At 65.8% G+C, this 23,111-nt stretch carries 19 protein-coding genes; 14 read left to right on the forward strand and 5 right to left on the reverse strand.

Going from position 1 to position 23,111, the window contains the following annotated elements:
• Positions 1–67 precede the first annotated feature (67 nt).
• From GGQ61_RS02360 to GGQ61_RS02370, 3 genes are read left to right on the forward strand one after another with little or no spacing between them, the layout of a single operon-like run.
• The gene (locus GGQ61_RS02360) at positions 68–1,846 is read left to right on the forward strand and encodes an autotransporter assembly complex protein TamA (RefSeq protein ID WP_425500946.1); all 1,779 of its coding nucleotides are present in this window, start codon (positions 68–70) and stop codon (positions 1,844–1,846) included.
• Positions 1,843–6,021 (forward strand): translocation/assembly module TamB domain-containing protein, encoded by a 4,179-nt coding sequence (locus GGQ61_RS02365; protein ID WP_246370421.1) that lies wholly within the window; start codon positions 1,843–1,845, stop codon positions 6,019–6,021. Before GGQ61_RS02360 ends, GGQ61_RS02365 begins: the two co-directional genes overlap by 4 nt.
• Before the next feature lie 2 nt (positions 6,022–6,023).
• Positions 6,024–6,398, forward strand: coding sequence for a hypothetical protein (locus GGQ61_RS02370; RefSeq protein ID WP_183769768.1), 375 nt, complete (start codon positions 6,024–6,026; stop codon positions 6,396–6,398).
• Here the strand turns inward: GGQ61_RS02370 and phhA are convergent.
• Both phhA and hspQ read right to left on the reverse strand, forming a co-directional pair.
• Positions 6,395–7,270, reverse strand: coding sequence for a phenylalanine 4-monooxygenase (phhA, locus tag GGQ61_RS02375; RefSeq protein WP_183769769.1), 876 nt, complete (start codon positions 7,268–7,270; stop codon positions 6,395–6,397). The genes GGQ61_RS02370 and phhA overlap by 4 nt on opposite strands.
• A gap of 117 nt (positions 7,271–7,387) precedes the next feature.
• Complete coding sequence (gene hspQ / locus GGQ61_RS02380; RefSeq protein ID WP_183769770.1) at positions 7,388–7,774, reverse strand: heat shock protein HspQ; 387 nt, start codon at positions 7,772–7,774, stop codon at positions 7,388–7,390.
• Positions 7,775–8,033: 259 nt separating this feature from the next.
• Here hspQ and GGQ61_RS02385 point away from each other — a divergent pair, with 259 nt between their 5' ends.
• Together GGQ61_RS02385 and GGQ61_RS02390 are read left to right on the forward strand one after the other, a co-directional pair.
• The gene (locus tag GGQ61_RS02385; RefSeq protein ID WP_343056052.1) at positions 8,034–9,143 is read left to right on the forward strand and encodes a Ppx/GppA phosphatase family protein; all 1,110 of its coding nucleotides are present in this window, start codon (positions 8,034–8,036) and stop codon (positions 9,141–9,143) included.
• On the forward strand, positions 9,140–9,841 hold the full coding sequence (locus tag GGQ61_RS02390) for an RlmE family RNA methyltransferase (protein ID WP_183769772.1): 702 nt from the start codon (positions 9,140–9,142) through the stop codon (positions 9,839–9,841). Before GGQ61_RS02385 ends, GGQ61_RS02390 begins: the two co-directional genes overlap by 4 nt.
• On the opposite strand, the gene GGQ61_RS02395 is transcribed toward GGQ61_RS02390, so the two are convergent.
• Positions 9,831–10,727, reverse strand: a complete 897-nt coding sequence (locus GGQ61_RS02395; RefSeq protein WP_246370422.1) for a LysR family transcriptional regulator — start codon at positions 10,725–10,727, stop codon at positions 9,831–9,833. The two genes, GGQ61_RS02390 and GGQ61_RS02395, sit on opposite strands and share 11 nt — an antisense overlap.
• 54 nt (positions 10,728–10,781) lie before the next feature.
• Between GGQ61_RS02395 and GGQ61_RS02400 the strand changes: the two genes are divergently transcribed.
• The 6 genes from GGQ61_RS02400 to GGQ61_RS02425 all read left to right on the forward strand — a co-directional run bounded on the left by GGQ61_RS02400 (position 10,782) and on the right by GGQ61_RS02425 (position 18,341).
• Positions 10,782–11,978 (forward strand): MFS transporter, encoded by a 1,197-nt coding sequence (locus GGQ61_RS02400; protein ID WP_183769773.1) that lies wholly within the window; start codon positions 10,782–10,784, stop codon positions 11,976–11,978.
• Positions 11,979–12,049: 71 nt separating this feature from the next.
• Positions 12,050–13,510: an IMP dehydrogenase gene (guaB, locus tag GGQ61_RS02405; RefSeq protein WP_183769774.1), complete on the forward strand. Its 1,461-nt coding sequence runs from the start codon at positions 12,050–12,052 to the stop codon at positions 13,508–13,510.
• The gene (locus GGQ61_RS02410; protein WP_183769775.1) at positions 13,510–13,905 is read left to right on the forward strand and encodes an MAPEG family protein; all 396 of its coding nucleotides are present in this window, start codon (positions 13,510–13,512) and stop codon (positions 13,903–13,905) included. The genes guaB and GGQ61_RS02410 overlap by 1 nt, the downstream gene beginning before the upstream one ends.
• 15 nt (positions 13,906–13,920) lie before the next feature.
• Complete coding sequence (locus tag GGQ61_RS02415; protein ID WP_183769776.1) at positions 13,921–15,210, forward strand: RsmB/NOP family class I SAM-dependent RNA methyltransferase; 1,290 nt, start codon at positions 13,921–13,923, stop codon at positions 15,208–15,210.
• Positions 15,207–16,766 (forward strand): glutamine-hydrolyzing GMP synthase, encoded by a 1,560-nt coding sequence (gene guaA, locus GGQ61_RS02420; protein WP_183769777.1) that lies wholly within the window; start codon positions 15,207–15,209, stop codon positions 16,764–16,766. Before GGQ61_RS02415 ends, guaA begins: the two co-directional genes overlap by 4 nt.
• 318 nt (positions 16,767–17,084) lie before the next feature.
• Positions 17,085–18,341 (forward strand): tyrosine-type recombinase/integrase, encoded by a 1,257-nt coding sequence (locus tag GGQ61_RS02425; RefSeq protein ID WP_066652180.1) that lies wholly within the window; start codon positions 17,085–17,087, stop codon positions 18,339–18,341.
• Here the strand turns inward: GGQ61_RS02425 and GGQ61_RS02430 are convergent.
• Both GGQ61_RS02430 and GGQ61_RS02435 read right to left on the reverse strand, forming a co-directional pair.
• Complete coding sequence (locus GGQ61_RS02430; protein ID WP_066652196.1) at positions 18,319–18,579, reverse strand: helix-turn-helix transcriptional regulator; 261 nt, start codon at positions 18,577–18,579, stop codon at positions 18,319–18,321. The genes GGQ61_RS02425 and GGQ61_RS02430 overlap by 23 nt on opposite strands.
• A gap of 209 nt (positions 18,580–18,788) precedes the next feature.
• On the reverse strand, positions 18,789–19,418 hold the full coding sequence (locus GGQ61_RS02435) for a Fic family protein (RefSeq protein ID WP_066652181.1): 630 nt from the start codon (positions 19,416–19,418) through the stop codon (positions 18,789–18,791).
• A 115-nt stretch (positions 19,419–19,533) separates the two neighbouring features.
• Between GGQ61_RS02435 and GGQ61_RS02440 the strand changes: the two genes are divergently transcribed.
• From GGQ61_RS02440 to GGQ61_RS02450, 3 genes are read left to right on the forward strand one after another with little or no spacing between them, the layout of a single operon-like run.
• On the forward strand, positions 19,534–21,105 hold the full coding sequence (locus tag GGQ61_RS02440) for a recombinase family protein (RefSeq protein WP_081435401.1): 1,572 nt from the start codon (positions 19,534–19,536) through the stop codon (positions 21,103–21,105).
• Positions 21,105–22,007: a plasmid partitioning protein RepB C-terminal domain-containing protein gene (locus GGQ61_RS02445; protein ID WP_183769778.1), complete on the forward strand. Its 903-nt coding sequence runs from the start codon at positions 21,105–21,107 to the stop codon at positions 22,005–22,007. Before GGQ61_RS02440 ends, GGQ61_RS02445 begins: the two co-directional genes overlap by 1 nt.
• On the forward strand, positions 22,000–22,935 hold the full coding sequence (locus GGQ61_RS02450) for a plasmid partitioning protein RepB C-terminal domain-containing protein (RefSeq protein WP_066652183.1): 936 nt from the start codon (positions 22,000–22,002) through the stop codon (positions 22,933–22,935). The genes GGQ61_RS02445 and GGQ61_RS02450 overlap by 8 nt, the downstream gene beginning before the upstream one ends.
• The last annotated feature ends 176 nt before the right edge of the window (positions 22,936–23,111 follow it).

A 23,111-nucleotide genomic window follows, 5' to 3' on the forward strand; every position in this document is an offset into this window, starting at 1 on the left:
GTGGTGGGTGACAGGCGAGCGCGACGCGGGCTACACCCATGGGCGGGGCGCATGTGAAAGGATTGGCGTGGGACGATTGGTCGTCGCGGTCGCCGCCTCGGCGGCCATTTGTGCGTCTGGGACGGCTCGAGCCGAATCCCCACGTGCGACCATCGAAGGGCAGCTCGACGGCCAACTGCGCGAGGCGATCGTCCGCGCCATCGGTGAGACCGACAAGCCGATCTCCAACCGCTTCGAAGCAAGGCGTCGGGCCAACGAGGCCGGCGAGGACGCGATCGCGGTGCTGCGGTCCGAGGGATACTACGCCTACGAAGTGGAGCCCGACGTCGGCGATGGCGATCCGCCGACCGCCATTGTCCGCGTCACGCCCGGGCCGCTGTTCACACTGTCCGACCCGCAGATCGACTGGATCGCGCCAGAACCCCTCGAGAGCGTTCGCCAGTCGGGCGAAGTGGTGATGGGTCTGGCCACCGGCGCCCCAGGCCGCGCCGTCGACGTCATCAACGCCGAAGGCCGGATCGTAGCGGCGGTCCAGAAGCGCGGCTATGCGGACGCCGCTGCTCAGCCTCGGGAGGTCATCGTCGATCACGCTGATCGCACCGTGCAGCCGACCTACAAGATCGCGGCCGGCGAGCTGGTGCGTCTGGACGGACTGAAGATCGTCGGTGAATCCGGCCGCAGCCGCCCAGGCTGGCTGGAAAGCCTGGCGCCATGGAGACCTGGCGAAGTCTACGATCCGGAGGATGTCGGGGAGCTCGAGCGCCGGCTCCTCGACACCGGCGTCTATGATTCCGTCACGGTGTCGCTGGCCCCAAGGGATCAGGCAGAGCCCGATGGCCGCCGGCCGATCCTTCTGAGCCTGGCCGATCGTAAGCCGCGGACCCTGGAACTTGGCGCGAGCTACTCGACCACCGAGGGCTTCGGCGCCGACGCGCGCTGGACGCGCTACAACGTACTAGGCAGGGCCGACACGCTGACCTTGCTCGCGCGCGCGTCTAACATCGACAGTCGCCTTGGGGCGGAGTTGACCCTCCCACACTGGCGGCGACCGCAGCAGACGTTCAAGGCTGGCGGCGGGGCCTACTCTAACCGTACAGACGCCTATGACGAAACCGGCGTCGGCGTTCGCGCCGACGTCACGCGGCGCTTCCGCAAGACATCGTACGTCACGCTCGGCGGCTCGCTCGACTACGGCAAGGTCGAGGAAAAGCAGACCGTTCTGGTGTCGTCGCTGGGCGAGGACCTGATGACCATCGCCGGGCTCGCGGCCGGGGCGCTCGACCGCTCCGACGATCCGCTGGATCCCAAGCGGGGCTGGCGTCTCGACGTGCGGGCCGAGCCTACCTACCTGATCGGCGACGAGAGCATGGCCTATCTGAAGGTCCAGAGCCAAGGCACGATCTACGTCCCATTCGACGCCAAGGCGCGCACGGTGCTCGCCGGCCGCGTCAAGGCCGGCGCCATGATCGGCGGCAGCATCCCCGAAGTCCCGGCGTCCCGGCGCTTCTATGCCGGCGGCGGCGGCTCAGTCCGCGGCTACGCCTATCAGGCCATCGGGCCCCGCGACATCGACAACACCCCGGAAGGCGGCATCTCGCTGCTTGAGACGTCGCTCGAGCTCCGTCAGAGGGTCGGTGAGCGGTGGGGCGTCGTCGCTTTTGTGGACGCAGGCGCTGTGGGCGCCAATGAGTTCCCGACCGGCGACGACTTCAGCGTCGGCGTCGGCGTGGGCGTTCGCTACGATCTCGGGTTCGGCCCGATCCGCGCCGACATCGCCGTTCCGCTGGACAAGCGTGAAGGCGACCCGGCCTTCCAGATCTATCTCAGCATCGGGCAGAGCTTTTGACCGAGACCCCGAACGAGATCGAACAGGCGCCGACCGCGCCGAAGAAGAAGGTCCGCAGGCGCTGGGGCCTGGTTGTGCTTATGACCTGCGCGCTGATCGTGGCCCTGGCCGCCGGCGCGCTGCTCGCCGGACGCTACGGGGCGCTTTCGCCGCAGGGCCGGTCGATCATCGAGACACGGGCCAACGGCCTGAAGGTCGGCCGGTTCGGCAGGCTCTACATCGAAGGACTGAGCGGCGACGTCTGGCGTGACTTCAGCGTCCGGAAGGTCGAGATTCGCGATCCCAAGGGGATATGGCTTGAGGGCCGCAACCTACGCCTGAAATGGGCGTTCGGGGACCTCCGGCAGCGGAGGTTCCACGCCACCGACGTGACGGCCGAACATCTGATCGTCTATCGCCGGCCAGTAACTGAGCCCAAGCGCCCCTCTGCGGGGATGCCGATCGACATCGTCATCGACCGTGCGAGCGGCCGGGTTGAACTGATGCCGGAATTAGCACGGACACGCGGCGTCTACGACGTCGAGGCCGCTGTCGAGCTCATGCGCCGCAACGGCGGCCAAAAGGGCGCGGCAAAGGCGGCCAGCGTTCTCCATCCCGGCGATCATCTGGCCGCCAAGTTCGATTTCGGCGGCGGACGTCCGCTGGTTCTGGAAGCCGACGCGCGCGAAGCGCAAGGCGGCGCTCTGGCCGGGGCGTTGGGCCTTGCGCCGGACCAGCCGTTCCTGCTGCACGTGCGCGCCAAGGGCGAGGCCTCGACCGGCCGGTTCTCGGCCGTCGCCGAGAGCGGCGTGACGCGGCCGGTGGACGCATCGGGCGTATGGGGACCGGACGGTGGATCGGCCCAGGGGCGCGTCGAGTTGGGCGCCTCGACCCACACGCAGGCGCTCGTGGCGAGGCTCGGGCCGCAGGTCCAGTTCGTGGTGACGGGCGCCAAGGCCGAGCAGGGCCTGTTCAACTTGGAGGCCGACCTGACCTCCGACAACTTGGTGGTCGCGGCCAAGGGCAAGGCGAACCTCGGCGAGCGCCGGACGGGACCGAAGGGCGTGGCGCTGACCGCCTCGGCGCGGGAGTTGTCGAAGATCACCGGCGGGCCCTCCATGGGCCTCGGGCGCATCGATGGCGTGCTCGCCGGGACGCTGGATGATCTGCGGTTCGCAGGCACGGCTGATGTCGCCCGCCTGAAGCTCGGCCAGTATGACCTGGATCGAATCTCCGGCCCGTTCGCGCTGACTCGTAAGGACAAGGTGCTGGCGATCGAAGGGCGGCTAGCGGGGGCGGGGGGGCGCGGCTCCGGGCTGGCCGCGGCGCTGCTGGGCGCGCGGCCGACGGCCGTGATCGATGCGGCGCGCCTGGCCGACGGCCGCCTGTTGCTGCGCAAGGTCGAGGCGACGGGCGCCGGGCTGAAGGTCGACGCGAGCGGCCGCCGCAGTCTGCTCGGCGGTCTCAATTTCAAAGGCAGGGCGGCGTTCTCCAACCTGGCGGCCGCCCGCGCCGGCGCCAGCGGCGCGCTCACCGCCGATTGGTCGGCTAGCCAGGGCGGGGCCGGTAAGCCTTGGGCCTTGACCGTGGACGCCAAGGGCGCGCGGTTCGCGTCCGGCTTTTCGGAGCTCGATCGTGTGCTCGGCCCCACGCCCAGTTTGCAGGCTCGGGCGGACGTGGCCGGCCGCAAGGTCTCGATCTCCCGCGGCTCGCTTGACGGTGCGGCGATCAAGGCGACGACGGCCGGGGTGCTCGATGAAGCCGGCGACATGCGCTTCAAGCTCGATTGGTCGGCGAACGGTCCGTTCCGCGCCGGCCCCGTCGAGATCACCGGCAAGGCCAGCGGCACGGGCGCCATCACTGGGAGACCTGCGTCGCCGCGCGCCGACCTGCTGGCGGACATCGAGGCTATCGACCTCCCGCGCCTGCCGCTGAAGGACGCCAAGCTGACCCTGAGTTTCATGCGCGGCGCCAACGGCTCCAGCGGCGTCGTCGCGATGACGGCGGCCAGCGAGTTCGGCCCGGCGGCGGCGCGCTCGGCTTTCAGCTTCCCACGCGGCGGCGTCGATCTGTCGGAGCTATCGCTCGACGCTGGCGGGTTGACCGCCAGCGGCGCGGTATCGCTGCGCAAGGCGACACCCTCGGCGGCCGACCTGAAGGTCCGGGTCGCCAAAGGGGCGTTCCTTGATGGCGGGGTGATCGCAGGGGCGGTGAAGATCGTCGATGCGTCAGGCGGGCCGCGCGCCACGCTGAATCTGACCGCCAACGACGCGGTGCTGCCCGGGTCTCGCTTCGCGGTGCGCAGCGGTGCGGTGACAGCAGACGGACCCTTGGCGCGGTTGCCTTATCAGGCCCGTCTGCAGGGCGTATCGGCCAGCGAGCGCTGGCGCCTGGATGGCGGCGGGACGCTCGCGGCGCGGGATCAGGGATACGAGCTGACCTTTGCAGGGGATGGGAGCTACGGACGCCGGAACATGAAGACCATCGAGCCGGCGGTCGTAAGGTTCGGCGGGGGCGAGCGCAGCGCGCACCTGCGGCTGGTCGCCTCGGACGGCGGACGAATCGACTTTGACGCGAGCCTCGAAAAGGACGCTTCTGACGTCCGCGCGAAAGTGCAGAACCTCGGGCTTGGACTCGTGAACGCCGACCTGACGGGCCGGGCCGACGGCACGCTCACCCTGACCGGACGCGGCGGCCAACTGGCGGGTACGCTGGAGGCCAATCTCGACGACGCCCGCGGCCGCGGGTCGCCTCGCGAGCAGGGCCTGGACGGGGTGCTTAAGGCCAAGCTGGCCGGAGATTTCCTCGAACTTGACGCCGCAGTGACCAACGAGCACGGGCTGCGCGCCAACGCCCAGGTGACCCTGCCGACAGAGAGCAGCGCCAGTCCGTTCCGCGTCGCGATCGTCCGGACGCAGCCGATGCGCGGCAAGTTCTTTGCGGATGGCGAGGTGAAGCCGCTGTGGGACCTGCTGGTCGGTGGCGAACGCGAACTGGCTGGACACGTCCAGATGCAAGGTACGCTCAGCGGGACCCTTGCCGACCCGCGCGCCGTGGGGCAGGCCGAGGTCGACAATGGCCGCTTCTCCGACGGTGCGACGGGTCTGGTGCTTACCGACGTAACGCTGCGCGCGACCCTGGCCGACAACGCGGTCAACATAGTGCACGCGACTGGCGCCGATGGGCATGGCGGCTCGCTGGCCGGTGCCGGCCGGCTCAGCTTGCTCCGCAACGGGGCCTCGACCTTTAAGCTCGACCTGAAGAATTTCAGGCTGATCGACAACGATCTGGCCACCGCCTCGGCGTCCGGCCAGGCCACCCTCGACCGCGCCGCTGACGGCAAGGTGCGGCTGGCGGGCGACCTGATCATCGACCGTGCCGACGTGGCCGCCAAGTTGACCGGCGGTTCCGGTGTCGTGAACATGGACGTCATCGAGCGCAACAAACCTGTCGACATCTCGGGTTCGCTGCAGCCGGTGGCGCGCCGCGGGGCGGCGATAACTCTCGACGTCACGCTCAAGGCCCCGCGGCGAATCTACCTGCGCGGCAAGGGGCTGGACGTGGAACTGTCGCTGGACGCCAGGGTCGGCGGAAGCACGGCCCGGCCCACTCTTTCTGGAACGGCGCGTGTGGTGCGTGGCGAGTACGACTTTGCAGGCAAGCGCTTCGAGTTCGACGACCGTGGTGTGGTCTATCTGGCGACCTCGCCACAGGCGATCCGCTTGGACCTGTCGGCGACGCGGGACGATCCCTCGCTGACCGCCGTCGTTCGCATTCGCGGCACTGCGGCCAAGCCCGAGATCACCCTGACCTCGGTGCCGACTTTGCCGAATGACGAGGTGTTGTCGCAGGTTCTGTTCGGACGCTCGGCCTCCCAGCTCTCGCCGCTGGAAGCCGCGCAACTGGCTTCGGCGCTATCGTCACTGGCGGGTGGCGGAGGCTTCGACGTAGTCGGCAACCTGCGCACGTTTGCGGGCCTCGACAGGCTGTCCCTGGCGGGCGGCGACGAGTCGGGGGTCACCGTATCGGGCGGCAAGTACTTGACCGACGACGTCTATCTCGAAATCACCGGGGGAGGGCGCGAGGGGCCTTCCGCACAGGTAGAGTGGCGACTCGGCCGCAGCCTGTCCATCATCTCGAAACTGGCCAGCCAGGGGGACGGCAAGCTCGCCGTTCGCTGGCGCAAGGACTACTGACGATGCGACGGCTGATCCCACTCATTCTGGCGCCTCTGGCGCTGACGGCATGCGAAAAGCCGCTCACGGCGCCGAGCAATCCGGGCGTGTGCTGGCGCATGGTCGAGGGCATGAACGGGAAGCCCGACTTCCGCCCGATCGCGCCGGACATCGACACGCTGGAAAACTGCGCCGTTCGGCTGGAAGGCTTGCGGATGACGACCGGTCTGCCGATGACGGGCGCGTTCCAAGGACGTTTCATCTACGTCACTGACGAGGAGATCAGCGTCGCCTCCGGGCCCAAGGCTCAGCGCTATCGCGTGTTCACGCCCGCCGCGCGGCTCGAGGTTCAGAAGGGCATCCAGACGCTGCTCGACCGCGAGAAGGCGGGCGCTTAGCCGGCGGCCAGCCGGCCGCCGCGCTGCGCATAGGCCTGCGTGCCGCACGTGAAGATGCGGTCGCCCGGCGCCATTGCATCGATCGCGATGTCCTCAGCCCCGTCCAGCCGGGCGTAGATGGCCGAGAAGTCGGCCAGCGTGGCTTCGCGCAGCGCCTTGAGTGACGGGATTACGAAATAGACCTGCTGGAAGTCGTCAATTCGATAGGGGGTGCGCATCACCCGCTCCAGGTCGAAGCCGATCCGGTTCGGGGAGGGATCATCGAGCGCAAAGATCGACTCCGCCCGGCTCGACACGATGCCAGCCCCGTAGATTCGCAATCCCTGCGACGTTTCCATCAGCCCGAACTCAACGGTGTACCAATAGAGCCGCGCCAAGTTGTGGAGTTGGCCGCGGCCAAGCGCCTTCAGTCCGCCCTCGCCATAGGCCTGCATGTAGTCGGCGAAGATCGGATCGGTGAGCATCGGCACGTGGCCGAAGACATCGTGGAAGACGTCGGGCTCCTGCAGGTAGTCGAGTTCATGCGGCTTGCGAATGAAGCGTCCGGCCGGAAAGCGCCGGTTCGCCAGGTGTTCGAAGAAGACGTCGTCGGGCACCAGGCCCGGAACGGCGACCACGGACCAGCCGGTCAGCCTGCGCAGTTCCTCGTTGGTGCGTTCGAATTCGGGGATGCCGCCGCGATGCAGGTCCAGGGCGTCCAGCCCCTTCAGAAAGGCGTCGCAGGCCCGGCCGGGCAACAGTTGCGCCTGGCGCTCATAGAGCGTCGTCCAGACGTCGTGCTCGGCCTGGGTGTAGCTCGCCCAGTCCTGGTCGATCGTCCAATCGGCCCGGGCTCCGGGCGGCGGCGTGGTGCTGAAAGCGTCTGCGCTCATGGCATTACAATGGGCGCGTCGACGGGAAACTTCCGTTCGAACTGTGCCGAAAAATCTGGATCCTGCGGATAAAGATTGCGTCGCACGCGCTCGGCCGGAAAGGCTCTTGCCGCGAGGCTAGTGGCTGATCCTCGGCCGAAGCACGTAGTGTCCTTCCTCGAAGGATTCGAAGATCAGCGAGGCCTGCGGGTGACCGACCGGTTCGCCGCTGTCGTCAGGCATCAGATTCTGCTCTGAGACATACGCGACGTAGGCGTTCTCATCGTTCTCGGCCAAAAGGTGGTAGAACGGCTGATCCTTGCGGGGGCGGATTTCCTCCGGGATCGACAGCCACCACTGCTCGGTATTGGCGAACGTGGGATCGACGTCGAAAATTACCCCGCGGAACGGATAATGCCGGTGCCGGACCACCTGTCCGATGGCGTACTTGGCCAGACGCGCCTCGGTGAGCACCGTCGGGGGCGCCACCAAGTCTCGTCCGCTTTTTTCAATACGAGCGTCCATAAAACCGACTCTAGACCCCGGCGCCTAACTGGGAGGTGAACGTACTGCTCATCGATCGCAGTGCAAGTGCGCGCCTTCCGAGAGGCGAAGAGCCTTGCTACAGTCGCCTGTGAAACGAGGCGCCGGCGTCGGCGCCTGCTAGGGACGGATGTCGGTCCATGAGGGTGGCGCTGTTGAGCGCGTTCGGGCGGAACGCGCTCCAAGGCCTTGAAATGCAAGCGTTCTGGTCGCCGTCCCGGTGACCGCTACGCTTGATAGGATTGCGGATCCCCGGCCCCGGAAAGCCCCGGTCGCGCCCTCGGCGGATTCGCCGTGCTATGGCGCGCTCGATCTGGGTACGAACAATTGCCGCCTGCTAATCGCAACCCCTATGGGGCGAGGATTTCGCGTCGTAGAGGCCTATTCGCGGATCGTGCGGCTCGGTGAGGGGCTGTCGCAGACCGGGCGACTATCTGACGCAGCCATGGAGCGCGCGCTCGCCGCGCTCAAGGTCAGCGCCGAGAAGGTGCGCCGCCGCAAGGTGATCAAGCTCAAGGCGATCGCCACCCAGGCCTGCCGCGCCGCGGAGAACGGCCCGGAATTCGTGGAGCGTGTCGCGGCTGAGACGGGGCTGAACCTTCAGATCATCACGCCGCGCGAAGAGGCGCACCTGTCGGTGGCCGGCTGCCTGAACCTGCTCGACCGCCAGGCGCAGGCCGCCCTGGTGGTCGATGTTGGCGGCGGTTCGACCGAACTGTCGTGGGTGGACCTGACCGGCGGCGGCCTGGACACTGAGCTTGGGAAATTCTCCGCCGCTCAACTGCCGATCAAGGCGTGGCTTTCGATCCCGATCGGCGTTGTCACCTTGGCCGAGCGCTTTCCGGAGGGAGAGCGGGCGACCGAGGGGTGGTACAGGGCGATGGTCGACGCAGTGAAGGCCGAACTGGCCGACTTTCGTCACGCCGACGAGCTGCGGCCGGTGTTCAACGCCGGCGCGGCGCATCTGGTAGGCACGTCCGGGGCGATCACCAGCTTGGCGGGCATGCATCTGGGGCTGCGCCGCTACGACCGCAGCGTCGTCGACGGGATCTGGATGAGCCGCGCCGAGTGCGACGCCGCCGCCCAGATGCTGCTGGAGCTCAGTCCCGCCGAACGCGCCGGCCAGCCTTGCATCGGACCTGAGCGCGCTGACCTGGTGCTGGCCGGCGCCGCGATCCTTCAGGCGGTCCAGGAGCTCTGGCCCTGCACCCGCGTGCGTGTCGCCGACCGTGGCCTGCGCGAGGGCATTCTGATGTCGCTGATGTCGGGGGGCGGAAAGCGCAAGCGTCGGCGGCGTCGGCGGCGCGGCCGTGGATCGGGGACCGGTTCCACTGTAAACGCTTCGGAATGAGCGAACCTCCCCGCAAGCGTATGGTCAAACCGCCGTCCGGCGGACTGGAAGAGGGGCGGGGCAAACCCGCCCGCCTGAAGACGGCCAAGGATCGCACGCCGTCCCAGCAGGCCTGGCTGAACCGCCAGATCAACGACCCATTCTCGGCCAAAGCCCGCGCGCATGGCTATCGCAGCCGCGCAGCCTACAAGATGACCGAGCTCGATGACCGGCTGAAGCTGTTGAAGCCGGGCGCGCGGGTCATCGACCTCGGCTTGGCGCCTGGGGGCTGGACGCAGGTGGCGATCGAGCGCGGCGTCACCAACATCGTCGGGGTGGACCTGCTGCCGGTTGATCCGCTGCCGCCGGCGCACATCCTCGAGATGGACTTCACCGACCCCGAGTGCGGCCCCAAGCTCATCGAACTGCTCGGTGGGCTTCCCGACGTCGTGTTGTCCGACATGGCGCCCAACACGGTGGGGCACAAGCGCACCGACCACCTGCGGATCATGGGCCTGATCGAGGCGGCGGCGGACTTCGCCATTACCGTCCTGCGGCCAGGCGGCGCGTTTGTCGCCAAGGCCTTCCAAGGGGGCGAAACGGCGGACGTCATCGCCTTGTTGAAGCGTCACTTCACCGAGGTGAAGAACCTCAAGCCCAAGGCCAGCCGCGCCGACTCTTCGGAAGTCTATCTGATCGCGACGGGCTTCAAGGGCTGATCGGGGCCGGAGGGGTTGCGGCGCCCTCGGACACAAGCCAATCGCGGAAGCGGTCGAGCGCGCGGCTGGAGACGCCTGGCGTGGTGATCATCGCGAACGCGCTTTCGGCCTTTCGAAAGCCCATCGGCGCCACCAGTCTTCCGTTGCGCACATAGTCGGCCACCAGCGGCCAGGGCATCACAGCCGCGCCCAGTCCGGCGATCGCCGCGTCGATCGCAAAGTGCAGATGGGCGAAAGGCTGTTCGGGCCCTGGCGGCAGTTCGACGCCGGTCAGGGCCGCCCAGATGGCCCATCCCTGCGGGTGGGTTTGCGCCATCAGGCGTGGCGCGGCCTGCGGTGCGCTGGCGAAACGCTTGGCGAGGGCGGGGGACATCACCAGGCCCAAATGGTTGGCGATGAAACCTGTCGTCTCCGGCTCACCGAGGCGGCCGCTGGGTACGATCCGCACAACGGCGTCGGCGCCCCGATAGGACGTTGCATGGGACGGCAACTCGGCCAGTTGCAGGTTCACGTGGGGAAGGGCGGTCGTAAATCGGGCGAGCCGCGGGATCAGCCATTTCACTGAAACGCTCGCATTGACGGCGATCAAAAGGTCTTCGCCGCCGGCGCGGACCTGCCCGACGGCGGCGGCGATCTGGTCGAAGGCCCCGGTTAACGCCGGCATCAATCGGCGGCCCGCGTCTGTCAGTTCCAGCCGATGCTTCGGGCCGCTGAAGAGCCGTACGCCGAGGTGGTCCTCTAGCGCCTTGACCTGGCGGCTGACCGCACTGTGTGTGACGTTCAACTCCTCGGCGGCCAGAGTGGCGCGGCCGGTGCGCGCCATCGCCTCGAACGCTCGCAAGGCGTTCAGCGAGGGCATCGCCCGTGATGTGAGATTTTCGAACATCACGGACCGAATATATCGGTTTCCTCAAAAGGCCAATTGCCTCAGAAGCTCGCCATGTCAGGAGAGCCCACCCAGAATCGACCGCCGAAGCTGCTCGTCACGCTGGTTCTGGGCCTTGGCCAGATCGTCGCCTTCGCCTCCAGCTACTACCTGATGGGCGTCCTGGGCGATGCCATCGCCCGCGATCTGCGACTTGCCCCGACGGTCTTGTTCGCCCTGACTTCCGCGTCCCTGGCGGTGTCGCCGATCCTTTCCACCGCCGCCGGCCGTTGGATCGATCGGCGAGGCGGCAAGGTCGTGCTGCTGGCTTCGAACGTGATCTTCGCATCGGCGCTGGCTTTGCTCGGATGGGCGTCCGACGCAATCGGGCTCACCCTCGGCATGGCGATCCTCGGCCTGGGCATGACCATCGGCATGTACGGCACGCCGTTCGCCATCCTGGTGGCGCTCTACGGCGAGGACGCTCGCCGGCCGATCACCGGCGTGGCGGTGCTGGGCGGCTTGGGTTCGGCGGTCGGATGGCCGGTGACGGCCTGGCTCGCCGAGACCTGGGGGTGGCGGGGCGCGTGCCTGGCCTGGGCGGCGGCGCACCTGCTGGTCTGCCTGCCGCTAGTCGCCGTGGTCACGCCAAGGATCCTCTCACACGCCCGCCAGGCCACGGACCAGGTCGCCGAACCCGTGGTCTGGGACCGTCGCATGGTCCAACTCGCTACAATCTTCGCCTGCGCCTGGTTCGTATCCAGCGCCATGGCCAGCCACCTGCCGCGGATGTTGGCGAGCTTCGGCCTGCCTCCTGGCCGCGCGGCGGCCGCCGCCGGCCTCGTCGGTTTAGCCGCAGTTGGGGTGCGCCTGGCCGAGTTCACGATCCTTCGTCAGGTTCCGATCCTGATCTCCACCCGACTTGCGACCCTGCTGCATCCGCTCGGTGCGTCCTGCCTGGCGGCGCTCGGCGCCAAGGCCGCGCCGCTGATGGCGCTAGGGCAGGGCGGCGGCAACGGCATGATCACTGTCGCCAAGGGCGTGTTGCCGCTCACCCTCTTCGGTCCCGCAAACTATGGCTATCGCTCGGCCCTGCTGTCGCGCCCGGCGCTGGTGCTCCAAGTGGCGGGTCCCGCCCTCTACGGCGTGGCGCTGGCCGAGTCGGCGACGCTGGCCCTGGCGCTGTCCTCGGGGCTCTGCCTGGTCATGTTCGTCATGACTTTCGGTCTTCAAACCCGTCCCAAACCCCAACAGGAGCACGCTGCGGCATGATTACGCTCGAACCGGCCCTTGCCGGAAGCGCCCGAGAGGGCTTATACGCGGCTCGCAAAATGGAGCCTTACATGGACATTCGCGAAGGTCTCACCTTCGACGACGTTTTGCTGGAACCGGGTGCGTCCGACGTGATGCCCACCCAGGTGGACACCGCCACCAAGTTCACTCGCGAAATCAGTCTCAACATCCCCCTCGTGTCCTCCGCCATGGACACGGTCACCGAAAGCCGCCTCGCCATCGCCATGGCCCAGGCCGGCGGTCTGGGCGTGCTGCACCGGAACCTCACCGTCGAGGAGCAGGCCGATCAGGTCCGCGAGGTGAAGCGTTATGAAAGCGGGATGGTCATCAACCCGTTGACCATTCACCCGGAAACCACGCTGCGCGAGGTCCGCGAGATCAAGGCGCGCCGCAAGATCTCGGGCTTCCCGGTCGTCGAGCCCGGCACCGGCAAGCTGGTCGGTATTCTGACCAACCGCGACATGCGCTTCGAAGGCAGTGACGCTATCCCGGCCAGAGAGCTGATGACCAAGGACAACCTCATCGTTGTCAGGGAAGGCGTCAGCCAGGCCGAGGCCCGCGTGCTGCTGCGCAAGCATAAGATCGAACGCCTGATCGTCGTCGACGAGGCTTACCACGCCGTCGGCCTGATCACGGTCAAGGACATGGAAAAGGCCCAGGCCTATCCGTCCGCGGCGAAGGACGTTCAGGGCCGGCTGCTGGTCGGCGCGGCTTCGACGGTCGGCGACGCCGGCTACGAACGCTCGATGGCCCTGGTCGACGCCGGCGTGGACGTGGTGGTGATCGACACCGCCCACGGCCACAACGCCGACGTCGCCAAGGCCGTCGGCCGGTTGAAGCGCGAGACCAACCGCGTCCAGATCGTCGCCGGCAACGTCGCGACCTATGAAGGCGCGCGGGCCTTGATCGACGCCGGCGCCGACGCCGTGAAGGTCGGCATCGGGCCTGGTTCGATCTGCACCACCCGCATCGTCGCGGGCGTGGGCGTGCCGCAGCTGACCGCCATCGCCGATGCGGTTCGCGCCGCCAAGGGCACCGACGTTCCGGTGATCGCCGACGGCGGCATCAAGTACTCGGGTGATCTGGCCAAGGCGCTCGCCATGGGCGCCCAGGTAGCCATGATGGGGTCGGCGTTCGCCGGCACCGACGAGGCGCCGGGCGAGGTCTTCCTCTACCAGGGCCGTTCCTACAAGGCGTACCGCGGGATGGGCTCGCTCGGCGCTATGGCCAACGGCTCGGCCGATCGCTACTTCCAGAAGGAAGTCTCGGCGCTGAAGCTGGTGCCCGAGGGCATCGAAGGCCAGGTCGCCTATAAGGGACCGATCGGGGCCATCCTGCACCAGATGGTGGGCGGCCTGCGGGCGGCCATGGGCTATGTCGGCGCGCCTGATCTCGAGACCTTCCGCAACAAGGCGCGATTCATCCGCATCACGGGCGCCGGGCTCCGCGAGAGCCACGTCCACGACGTGATGATGACCCGCGAGTCGCCGAACTATACGAGCCCGGTCTGATGATCATGGCCGTCGAACTGAAGCTGCTGGGCGTGGCCGTGATCATCGGCCTCATCCAAATGCTCTGGGCGGCGGCCGCGGCTCGGCGCCAGCAGGGACTGAAGTGGGCGGCCGGCTCGCGGGACGAGCCTCGGCCGATCGCCGGGGCGGCGGCGCGGCTCGATCGCGCCTTCGCCAACTTCAAGGAGACGTTCCCGCTGCACGCCGTGGCGGTGATCGTCGCCTATCTGGCGGCCAAGCTCGGCGACCTGACGCTGTGGGGCTCGACGCTCTACGTCGCCGGGCGCGCCCTGCATCCGATCGCCTATGTCCTGAACGTCCCGTACCTTCGGACCCTCGTCTGGTCCGTCGGGTTCGCGGGCACCTTGGCGGTCGTGGCCGCCATTTTCCTCTGACTGTGAGAACAGCCCTTGCGTGACGGCGGACGCCTCTCCGCAGCCATCGAGATTCTCACCGACGTCGAGACGCGCCACCGGCCTGTGAAGCTGGCGCTGAAGGCGTGGGGCGATGCGTCTCGTTTTGCTGGCTCGAAAGACCGCGCCTGGGTCTCGGGCTTGGTGCTCGACGTCCTGCGTCGCCGCCGTTCGTTGGCCTGGCGCATGGGCGACGACAGCCCGCGGGCTGCGGTTTTCAGCGCCCTGCACGTGTTGTGGAACTGGCAGGTCGAGCGGATCGCCGAAGCCGCGGCCGACGCGCCTCACGGACCCGGCGAGCTGAGCGAGGCTGAACGCTCGGCGCTGGTGCAGCCCCGCGATCTAGCTGACGCCCCTCCCTCGATCCGCGGCGACTATCCCGAGTGGCTGCAGCCCTCGTTCGCCCGCGCCTTCGGCCATGAGGCGGCCCTCGAAGGCGCGATGTTGTCCGAACGAGCGCCCGTGGACCTGCGGGTCAACACGCTGAAGACCGACGCCGAACAGGCGCTGAAGGCGCTCGCGCCGCTTAACGCCGCGCCGACCGGCGTGTTGCCCAACGCTTTGCGCATCGCCGCCCCCGATCCCAGCCAGCGCAGCCAGTCGCTGGAGGCGGTTCCCGCATTTTCCAAAGGCTGGTTCGAGGTTCAGGACCTAGCCTCGCAGATCGCCGCCGAGTCGGCCGGGGACATCGCCGGCAAGCAGGTGCTCGACCTCTGCGCCGGGGGCGGGGGTAAGACCCTGGCCCTCGCCGCGGCCATGGCCAACAAGGGCCAGATCTACGCCTACGACAGTGAGGCGCGGCGGCTGGCCGACACCGTCCGTCGCTCGGAGCGCGCGGGCGTGCGCAATCTCCAGGTTCGCTCGCCGATCTATCCGGATGCGTTGAAGGGCCTGGACGGCAAGATCGATGTGGTCTTCATCGATGCGCCCTGCACCGGCACCGGCGCCTGGCGGCGCCATCCTGACACCAAGTGGCGCCTGAAGCCCGCCACCTTGGCCCAGCGAACGGCCGACCAGGACGGCGTGCTCGATCACAGCGTCCAGTTCGTCAAGCCGGGCGGGCGGATCGTCTATGTCACCTGCTCGGTGCTGCCCGAGGAGGACGAGGACCGCGTCGCGGCCTTCCTTGAACGCTGGATGGACTTCCGCGTGATCCCGGCCACCCAGAACCCGCACCTCGTTTCCCACCTTACGGCGGAGGGTTACCTCCGCCTCTCGCCCCGCAGCTCGGCCACCGACGGCTTCTTCGTCGCCGTGCTTGAGCGCGCTAAATGGACACCGCAATGACCCAGCCCGCCCACGAGAAAGTCCTCATCGTCGATTTCGGCAGCCAGGTGACCCAGCTCATCGCCCGCCGGGTGCGCGAGAGCGGCGTCTATTGCGAGATCCATCCCTTCGACAAGATCGACGATGTGCTCGGTGGCTTCTCGCCCAAGGCGGTGATCCTGTCGGGCGGCCCGGCCAGCGTGCATGAGAACGAGAGCCCGGCGGTGACCAAGAAGGTCTTCGAACTGGGCGTGCCGGTTTTGGGTATCTGCTACGGCGAGCAGACCATGTGCGCCGAGCTGGGCGGCCGGGTCGAGCCGGGCACGACCCGCGAGTTCGGCCGCGCCGAGATCGAGATCGTCAAGGAAAGCCCGCTGCTCGACGGCCTGGGCGGGATCGGCCATCGCGAGGTGGTCTGGATGAGCCACGGCGACAAGGTCACGGCTCTGCCGATGGGCTTCGAAGCGGTGGCGGTCTCTGAGGGCTCGCCCTTCGCGGTGATCGCCGACGAGGGGCGCCGCTACTACGGCATTCAGTTCCACCCCGAAGTTGCGCACACCCCGCGCGGGGCGCTGATGCTGCGAAACTTCACCCACAAGATCGCGGGTCTGAAGGGCGACTGGACCATGGCGGCGTTCCGTCAGGAGATGGTCCAGAAGATCCGCGACCAGGTGGGCGAAGGCCGGGTGATCTGCGGCCTGTCAGGCGGCGTCGACAGTTCGGTCGCCGCGGTGCTGATCCACGAGGCGATCGGCGACCAGCTGACTTGCGTGTTCGTCGACACGGGCCTGCTGCGCAAGGACGAGGCCACGCAGGTCGTGACCATGTTCCGCGATCACTACAACATTCCGCTCGTACACGTTGACGCCGGTGATCTTTTCCTCGGCGAGCTGGCCGGCGTTTCCGACCCGGAGACCAAGCGCAAGACCATCGGCAAGCTGTTCATCGACGTCTTCGACAAGGAAGCGGCCAAGATCGACGGGGCCAACTTCCTCGCCCAGGGCACGCTCTATCCAGACGTCATCGAGAGTGTCTCGGCCCGCGGCGGCCCGTCGGCGGTGATCAAGAGCCACCACAATGTCGGCGGTCTGCCGGACTATATGAAGCTGAAGCTCGTCGAGCCGCTGCGCGAACTGTTCAAGGACGAAGTGCGGGTGCTGGGCGTCGAGCTCGGTCTGCCGCCGCAGTTCGTGGGCCGCCATCCGTTCCCCGGCCCGGGTCTGGCGATCCGCATTCCGGGCGAGATCACCCGCGAAAAGGTCGCCGTCCTGCAGCAGGCCGACGCCATCTATCTTGAGGAAATCCGCAAGGCCGGGCTCTACGACAGCATCTGGCAGGCGTTCGCCGTATTGCTGCCGGTTAAGACGGTAGGGGTGATGGGCGATGCGCGCACCTACGAGGACGTTCTGGCGCTGCGGGCGGTCACCTCTACGGACGGCATGACGGCGGACTTCTTTGAATTTCCTTGGGAAGTTCTCGGCCGCTGCGCCACGCGGATCATCAACGAGGTGCGCGGGGTGAACCGCGTGGTCTACGACGTGACGTCGAAGCCGCCGGGCACGATCGAGTGGGAATGATTTTTGCCCATCCGGGCGTATCCAAAAATACGCTATGATGCGACATAAGTGACTGAAATATATAAATAAATATCTCAGAATCTTTCGGCGTCTATCGCTGGGTTAGCCTCCGGAATGACGGTATGGCTGACGGTATGGCGCATCTTGTCTCATCCGAAAATCGCATATACCGTCAGGGCTAAGAGAGCTTCTGACGGTATATTTGTTGACGTAAATCTCTGTAAACACAGGGAAAATATCAGATCGGAAGGGCCGTTTTTGGCCTGACGGTATAATTGGGCGCTCTCCGGCATATTTTGACCAATCTGGAGGGTGTGGATGTTGACCGACGCCGCCATTAAGGCCCTGAAACCGAAAGAGAAATTATACAAGATCGTGGACCGTGACGGTATGTATGTCGTGGTCCAGCCCTCGGGTGCGATCGTCTTCCGCCTGGACTACCGACTAAACGGCCGCCGGGAGACGTTGACGCTGGGGCGCTACGGTCCCGCTGGCCTCTCCTTGGCTCGGGCGCGTGAGAAGGTGGTCGATGCTCGACGCGCCATTTCGGAGGGCCGCTCGCCGGCGCAGGAAAAGCAGCGCGAGAAGCGTCGCCTCCAAGAGGCGAAGAGCTTTGGCCAGTTCGGTGAGCGCTGGCTTCAGGAAGCGCGAATGGCGGACAGCACGCGCGCCATGCGTCGATCAATCTTCGAGCGCGACATTCTTCCGGCGTTTCGCAACCGGCTGCTGCCGGAGATCCTGCCGGAGGATCTGCGCGCGCTGTGCGCGAAGGTGAAGGAACGTGGCGCACCGGCAACGGCGGTCCACGTCAGAGACATCGTGAAACTGGTCTTCGCTTTCGCCATCTTGCATGGCGAGAAGGTCGCCAACCCGGCCGACGAAGTTGGCCCGGCGTCGATCGCGACCTTCGTACCGAAGGACCGATCCCTGTCTCCGGCGGAGATACGCATCATGCTCGGCCAGATCGAGCATGTGGCGACGTTGCCGACGATCCGGCTCGGGATAAAGCTGATCCTGCTGTCGATGGTACGAAAGAGCGAATTGCAGGACGCGGTTTGGGATGAGGTCGATTTCGAGAACGCCGTCTGGTCGATTCCCAAGGAGCGGATGAAGCGCTCGAAAGCGCACAACGTCTATCTGTCTCAGCAGATGCTCGACATCTTCATCGCTCTCAAGACCTGCGCCGGCAATTCCAAATACGTCCTGCCGTCGCGCTATGACGCCGACGCGCCCATGTCGCGGGCGACGTTCAACCGGATCACGACGGCGGTGGTGGAGCGAGCCAAGAAGGAAGGGCTGCCGCTGGAGTCCTTTACGGTTCACGATCTCCGGCGCACCGGCTCGACCCTGTTGAACGAGTTGGGCTTCAACAGCGACTGGATCGAGAAGTGTCTGGCGCATGAGGACGGGCGATCCTCACGGGGCATCTACAACAAGGCGGAATACGAGCATCAGCGCCGGCATATGATGCAGGAATGGTCCAACCTGGTCGACGCCTGGGTCGCCGGCCAAAAATACACGCCGACCCTCTATCCGCCGACGATGGACCTGCTTACGCCCGAGCCGGATGTTTGATGGGGCGGGTCTTGCGGAGCTGGACGTCCGGAATGGGCGCACGCTTCACCGCCTTGGCGCGTGAAGCTCGGCGCCGTTCTTCCAACCAGGCCTCGACCTCGGACAGATCCCAGACCACGCAGCGGGACGTGAGATAGAAGCGCTGGGGAAATTCGCCGCGCTGTTCCATGTCATAGATCGTGGTGTCGGCGAGAGGGACCATTTCCCGGAGTTGATGCCGCCGGATGGTGCGCTTCATAACGGGTTCGACTTGCTGCCTCACTTCAACTTCCTTCAACCGCCTATCCAAGAGGATAGAAGGCGATAGATGATGCTGAAGGAAGCTCGAATATACGGGCGTAGCAGTGCGTCGTATCGTGGCGTGCAAATCGGACAAGCCCGAAGAGCACCGCGACCGCATCTCATCCCCGGCAATCATGCAGCGACTGTCCCTGAATGCGGCTCCTGCTATCCTGGCGTCCTACGATACCGTCCTTTCCGCCGCGATCCGACATAGCTGATGAGGTTTGCTGCTTTGAGGATGGCGATGTCTCGGCGCGCGGTTTTCAGGCTCACCGTCCAAGCCGCCGCGATCTCGTTGGCGCCGCACCGGCCATTCGCGACTCGGTCCAGAAACCAGCGTTGTCGCTCGTTGAGTTCCGCCCGATCAGGGACATTTATAGGGTCGCGTTCAGGGACACGTTCAGGGTCATTATTTTGCGCACCTGTTGCCGGCTTTCCGCCGGCGGCTTCGCCGGCGACATAGGCTTCCCGGGCTCTCGCGAGCGAAAAGCGATCGATCGGATCGGTCAGCGGTGTTGCCGCAGGCCCTTCGATCAGGCCGAGAACGAAGGCCCTGATGACCTGCGACGAAACCACGAGACGAAGGAAATATACCGTATCCGGCCCGTGTTGCCCTGAGAGCCAATGCTTGACGGTTCTCTCACTCGCCTCAGTCTGGCGCATGAGCTGCTTGATCGCCCGATGGCTGTCGCCATGCTCCTTGCGCAGCAGCTCCGCGATGGTCTGCGCGTAGATTTCTCGCCCTCCGAGGACACCTGTCCATAGGGGTAATTTCCTGCCCTTTTTCGGCAACATCTTCCGTTTTCTCCGCAGTTACACTGGTTTCAGTGCGGAGTGACGGCTGAGGTCCGTCATGCGCTGCGGCGGTAGGTCGCCCGGACCGCCGCAGTCGATTTCAGGAGGGCGTGATGTGACGAGCCGGAGACTTCACGACGACGATCGGTCCGGGCAGCCTGAACGTCCTCTTCGGGCTGCCGAATACGTCCGCATGTCGACGGACCATCAAAAATATTCGACCGAAAACCAATCCGACGCGATCAAGCAATATGCCGAAGCTCGTGGGATAGAGATCGTCCGGACCTATGCGGACGCGGGAAAGAGCGGCCTGAAGATTGAGGGGCGCGATGCGCTCAGGCAGCTCATCGAGGACGTGCAGTCCGGGAGCACTGATTTCACATTGGTGCTCGTCTATGACGTCAGCCGTTGGGGCCGCTTTCAGGATGCCGACGAGAGCGCCTATTACGAATATATCTGCCGACGCGCCGGCATCGCCGTGGAGTATTGCGCCGAGCAATTCGACAACGATGGCAGCCCGATCTCCACCATCGTCAAAGGCGTCAAGCGCGCGATGGCCGGCGAATACAGCCGTGAACTCTCAACCAAGGTGTTCGCGGGTCAGGGCCGGCTGATCGAGAAGGGCTATCGTCAGGGTGGGCCGGCAGGATTCGGCCTGCGACGGACCCTGATCGACGAGCATGGCGCCACCAAGGGCCTCCTCGAACGGGGTGAGCAAAAAAGCATCCAGACCGATCGGGTGATCCTAACGCTTGGCCCGGCGGAAGAAGTCGATCTGGTGCGCGGCATCTACCGCGCCTTCGTCCATCAGGGATACAGCGAGCGGGAAATTGCGGCTGATCTCAATGAACGGGGCATTCCGACCGATCTCGGACGCCCTTGGACCAGGGGGACCGTCCACCAGATTCTGATCAATGAGAAATACGTCGGCGACAACGTATGGAATCGCCGGTCCTTCAAGCTGAAGAAAAAGCGCGTCCAGAACGATCCGGAGATGTGGATCAGGGCGCAGGATGCTTTCGCGGCCGTCGTCGAGCGCGAACTGTTCGAGGCGGCAAGGACCATCATCGGTGCGCGCTCCTTTCGTTTGAGCGACGAGGAGATGCTGCAATCTCTGAGGAAGCTGTACCAACAAAGGGGTTTGCTATCCGGCATTGTCATCGACGAATGCGATGGGATGCCGTCCAGCAGCGCCTACAGCTCACGCTTTGGCAGCCTACTTCGCGCCTACAGCCTCGTGGGTTTCACGCCGGATCGCGATTACCGCTACGTCGAAATCAACCGAGAGTTGCGTAAGCTCCATCCCGGCATTCTCCGTGAGGTGCTCGACGGATTGCAGGCTACGGGCAGCGCTGCCTGGCAGGATCTTGAGACAGACCGGGTGATCGTCAACGGCGAGTTCAGCCTTTCCGTGGTGGTGGCCCGGTGCATCGAGACGCCGACCGGGCTTTTGCGCTGGCAGTTGCGCTTCGATACCTCGCTCGCGCCTGACATCACCATCGTCGTGCGGATGGACAGCGCCAATCGCGCGCCGCTCGACTACTACCTGTTCCCGCGCATCGACATGCTCTCCGAAAAGCTGCGGCTGGGAGAGGACAATGCGCTCGGGCTCGATGCCTACCGCTTCGACGGCCTCGACCTTCTCTACGACATCGCTACGCCCATTCCTCTTGCGGAGGCTGCTTGATGCCTGCCGTTCGACCGAACCGGATCGAAATGATCCCCATCTCCCGGATCACGGTTCTGAACCCACGCGCGCGCAACAAGCGCCAGCATCGGGAGATCGTGAACAACATCGAGGCCATCGGCCTCAAGCGGCCGATCACGGTGAGCCGCCGTGATGGAGCTGGCGGCCCACGATATGATCTGGTCTGCGGTGAAGGCCGGCTGGAAGCCTTCCAGATGCTGGGCCAGACTGAGATTCCGGCCGTGGTGATCGAGGCCAGCGAGAGCGAATGCCTCGTGATGAGCCTGGTCGAGAATATCGCACGACGCACGCCGCGCCCCATCGACCTTATGCGTGAAATCGGTGCTCTACGGTCCCGCGGCTATAGCGATGCGACCATCGCCGAGAAGATCGGCGTCGGGGCATCCTGGGTAAACATGATCGCTTCGCTCCTCGAGCGCGGCGAGGAGCGGCTGGTGGCCGCGGTCGAAACCGGACTCATTCCGATCACCCTGGCGATGGAGATTTCCAAGGCCGAGACGGAAGAGGCGCAGAATCTGCTTCTCGACGCCTATGAGACCGGGAAACTCAGGGGCAAGAAGCTCGCCGCCGTCCGCCGCCTGCTCGACATGCGTATGCGGAGTCAGCGCAAGGGCGGATTGCCCGTCGGACGTTTGGGCCGGAAGACGAGCTGTCGACGAATGACGGCCGCCGATCTTATGCAGGTCTATCAACGCGAAGCCGAAAAGCAGCGTCTCCTCGTCAAAAAGTCGGATTTCACCCAGATCCGGCTGCTGTTCGTTGTCGAGGCGCTGAAGGATCTGCTCGCCAATGATGGCTTCATCAATCTGCTGAGGGCGGAGGGGCTGGCGACCATGCCGCGGGCGCTCAAAGCCCGCGTATCGGGCGACGATCATGGCTGATGAACCGAACGACCGGGAGGACGGTCGTATTCACCTCGCCTTCGACCGGGATTTTCTGACGATTCCCGTTGCGGCGATCGTTCCGCTCAAGGCGTTGCCGGATGGCGCCCGGGCGAGCCGGTCCTATTCGCAGGTGCTCAGTTCGATCAAGGCGATCGGCCTGATCGAAGCGCCCGTCGTAATGGCGGACGCAAAGAACGCCGGAACCTGGTTCCTTCTGGACGGCCATCTGCGGCTGGAGGCACTGAAAGAACTCGGCATCGCCGAGGTCGAATGCCTGCTGGCCGCTGACGACGACACCTATACCTATAACAAGCGCGTCAACCGCATCCCCCCGATCCAGGAGCATCGGATGATCGCGCGCGCGATGGATCGGGGCGTTTCATCCGCCGACATCGCCGCCGCCCTGAACCTTCAGGTTGAGTCCGTGCTGCGGCGTTTCCGGCTTCTGGAGGGGATCAGCCCGGAGGCCGCAGAGATGCTGAAGGACACGCCTTGCTCGATGAAGGTGTTCGACATTCTGCGTCAAATGACGGCCGTCAGGCAGATTGAAGCCGCTGATCTGATGATCGGTCAGAACAATTTCACGGTCATGTTTGCCCGCGCTCTGCGCGCAGCCACCTCCGAGAACCAGCTCGCTGCGACAAAGAAGGGCAAGGGCGCCGGGAAGCCGACGCCTTCGGGTCAACAGATTGCCCGTATGGAGCGCGAGCTGGCGACGCTTCAAACTCAGGTGAAATCGGTCGAGGAAACCTACGGTATCGACAACCTGCATCTGACCGTTGCGCGCGGATACATTGCTAAGCTCCTCGCGAACAACCGAGTGGTTCGGTGGCTGGCCACCTACCAGCAGGACTATCTCAGCGAGTTTCAGAAGATCGCCGAGATCGACACGCTCGGCCCAATCGGGGAAGCGCCGGGCGCCTGAACAGAATGGGGACCCGGACCCGAAAAGCGCGGGGACCATGGGAGAAGCCGCACGGTGGGGCGGATCAAGCATGGTGGTGGGAATGGCGGCGAACCCGCATGAAGCCCACTAGGCCGGTCGTCATATGATCCGGCCGCGTGAGGGGCTGCTTGCCCCGCATGAACAGGACGGGCGTG

It is taken from the genome of Phenylobacterium haematophilum, assembly GCF_014196295.1.
Classification (GTDB): domain Bacteria; phylum Pseudomonadota; class Alphaproteobacteria; order Caulobacterales; family Caulobacteraceae; genus Phenylobacterium; species Phenylobacterium haematophilum.

Excerpts from the sequence above, each read along its gene's own strand:
- GGQ61_RS02370 (WP_183769768.1), top strand. The coding sequence starts at position 6,024 with ATGCGACGGCTGATCCCACTCATTCTGGCGCCTCTGGCGCTGACGGCA.
- phhA (WP_183769769.1), bottom strand. The coding sequence starts at position 7,270 with ATGAGCGCAGACGCTTTCAGCACCACGCCGCCGCCCGGAGCCCGGGCC.
- hspQ (WP_183769770.1), bottom strand. The coding sequence starts at position 7,774 with ATGGACGCTCGTATTGAAAAAAGCGGACGAGACTTGGTGGCGCCCCCG.
- GGQ61_RS02390 (WP_183769772.1), top strand. The coding sequence starts at position 9,140 with ATGAGCGAACCTCCCCGCAAGCGTATGGTCAAACCGCCGTCCGGCGGA.
- GGQ61_RS02395 (WP_246370422.1), bottom strand. The coding sequence starts at position 10,727 with ATGTTCGAAAATCTCACATCACGGGCGATGCCCTCGCTGAACGCCTTG.
- GGQ61_RS02400 (WP_183769773.1), top strand. The coding sequence starts at position 10,782 with ATGTCAGGAGAGCCCACCCAGAATCGACCGCCGAAGCTGCTCGTCACG.
- guaB (WP_183769774.1), top strand. The coding sequence starts at position 12,050 with ATGGACATTCGCGAAGGTCTCACCTTCGACGACGTTTTGCTGGAACCG.
- GGQ61_RS02410 (WP_183769775.1), top strand. The coding sequence starts at position 13,510 with ATGATCATGGCCGTCGAACTGAAGCTGCTGGGCGTGGCCGTGATCATC.
- guaA (WP_183769777.1), top strand. The coding sequence starts at position 15,207 with ATGACCCAGCCCGCCCACGAGAAAGTCCTCATCGTCGATTTCGGCAGC.
- GGQ61_RS02425 (WP_066652180.1), top strand. The coding sequence starts at position 17,085 with ATGTTGACCGACGCCGCCATTAAGGCCCTGAAACCGAAAGAGAAATTA.
- GGQ61_RS02430 (WP_066652196.1), bottom strand. The coding sequence starts at position 18,579 with ATGAAGCGCACCATCCGGCGGCATCAACTCCGGGAAATGGTCCCTCTC.
- GGQ61_RS02435 (WP_066652181.1), bottom strand. The coding sequence starts at position 19,418 with ATGTTGCCGAAAAAGGGCAGGAAATTACCCCTATGGACAGGTGTCCTC.
- GGQ61_RS02445 (WP_183769778.1), top strand. The coding sequence starts at position 21,105 with ATGCCTGCCGTTCGACCGAACCGGATCGAAATGATCCCCATCTCCCGG.
- GGQ61_RS02450 (WP_066652183.1), top strand. The coding sequence starts at position 22,000 with ATGGCTGATGAACCGAACGACCGGGAGGACGGTCGTATTCACCTCGCC.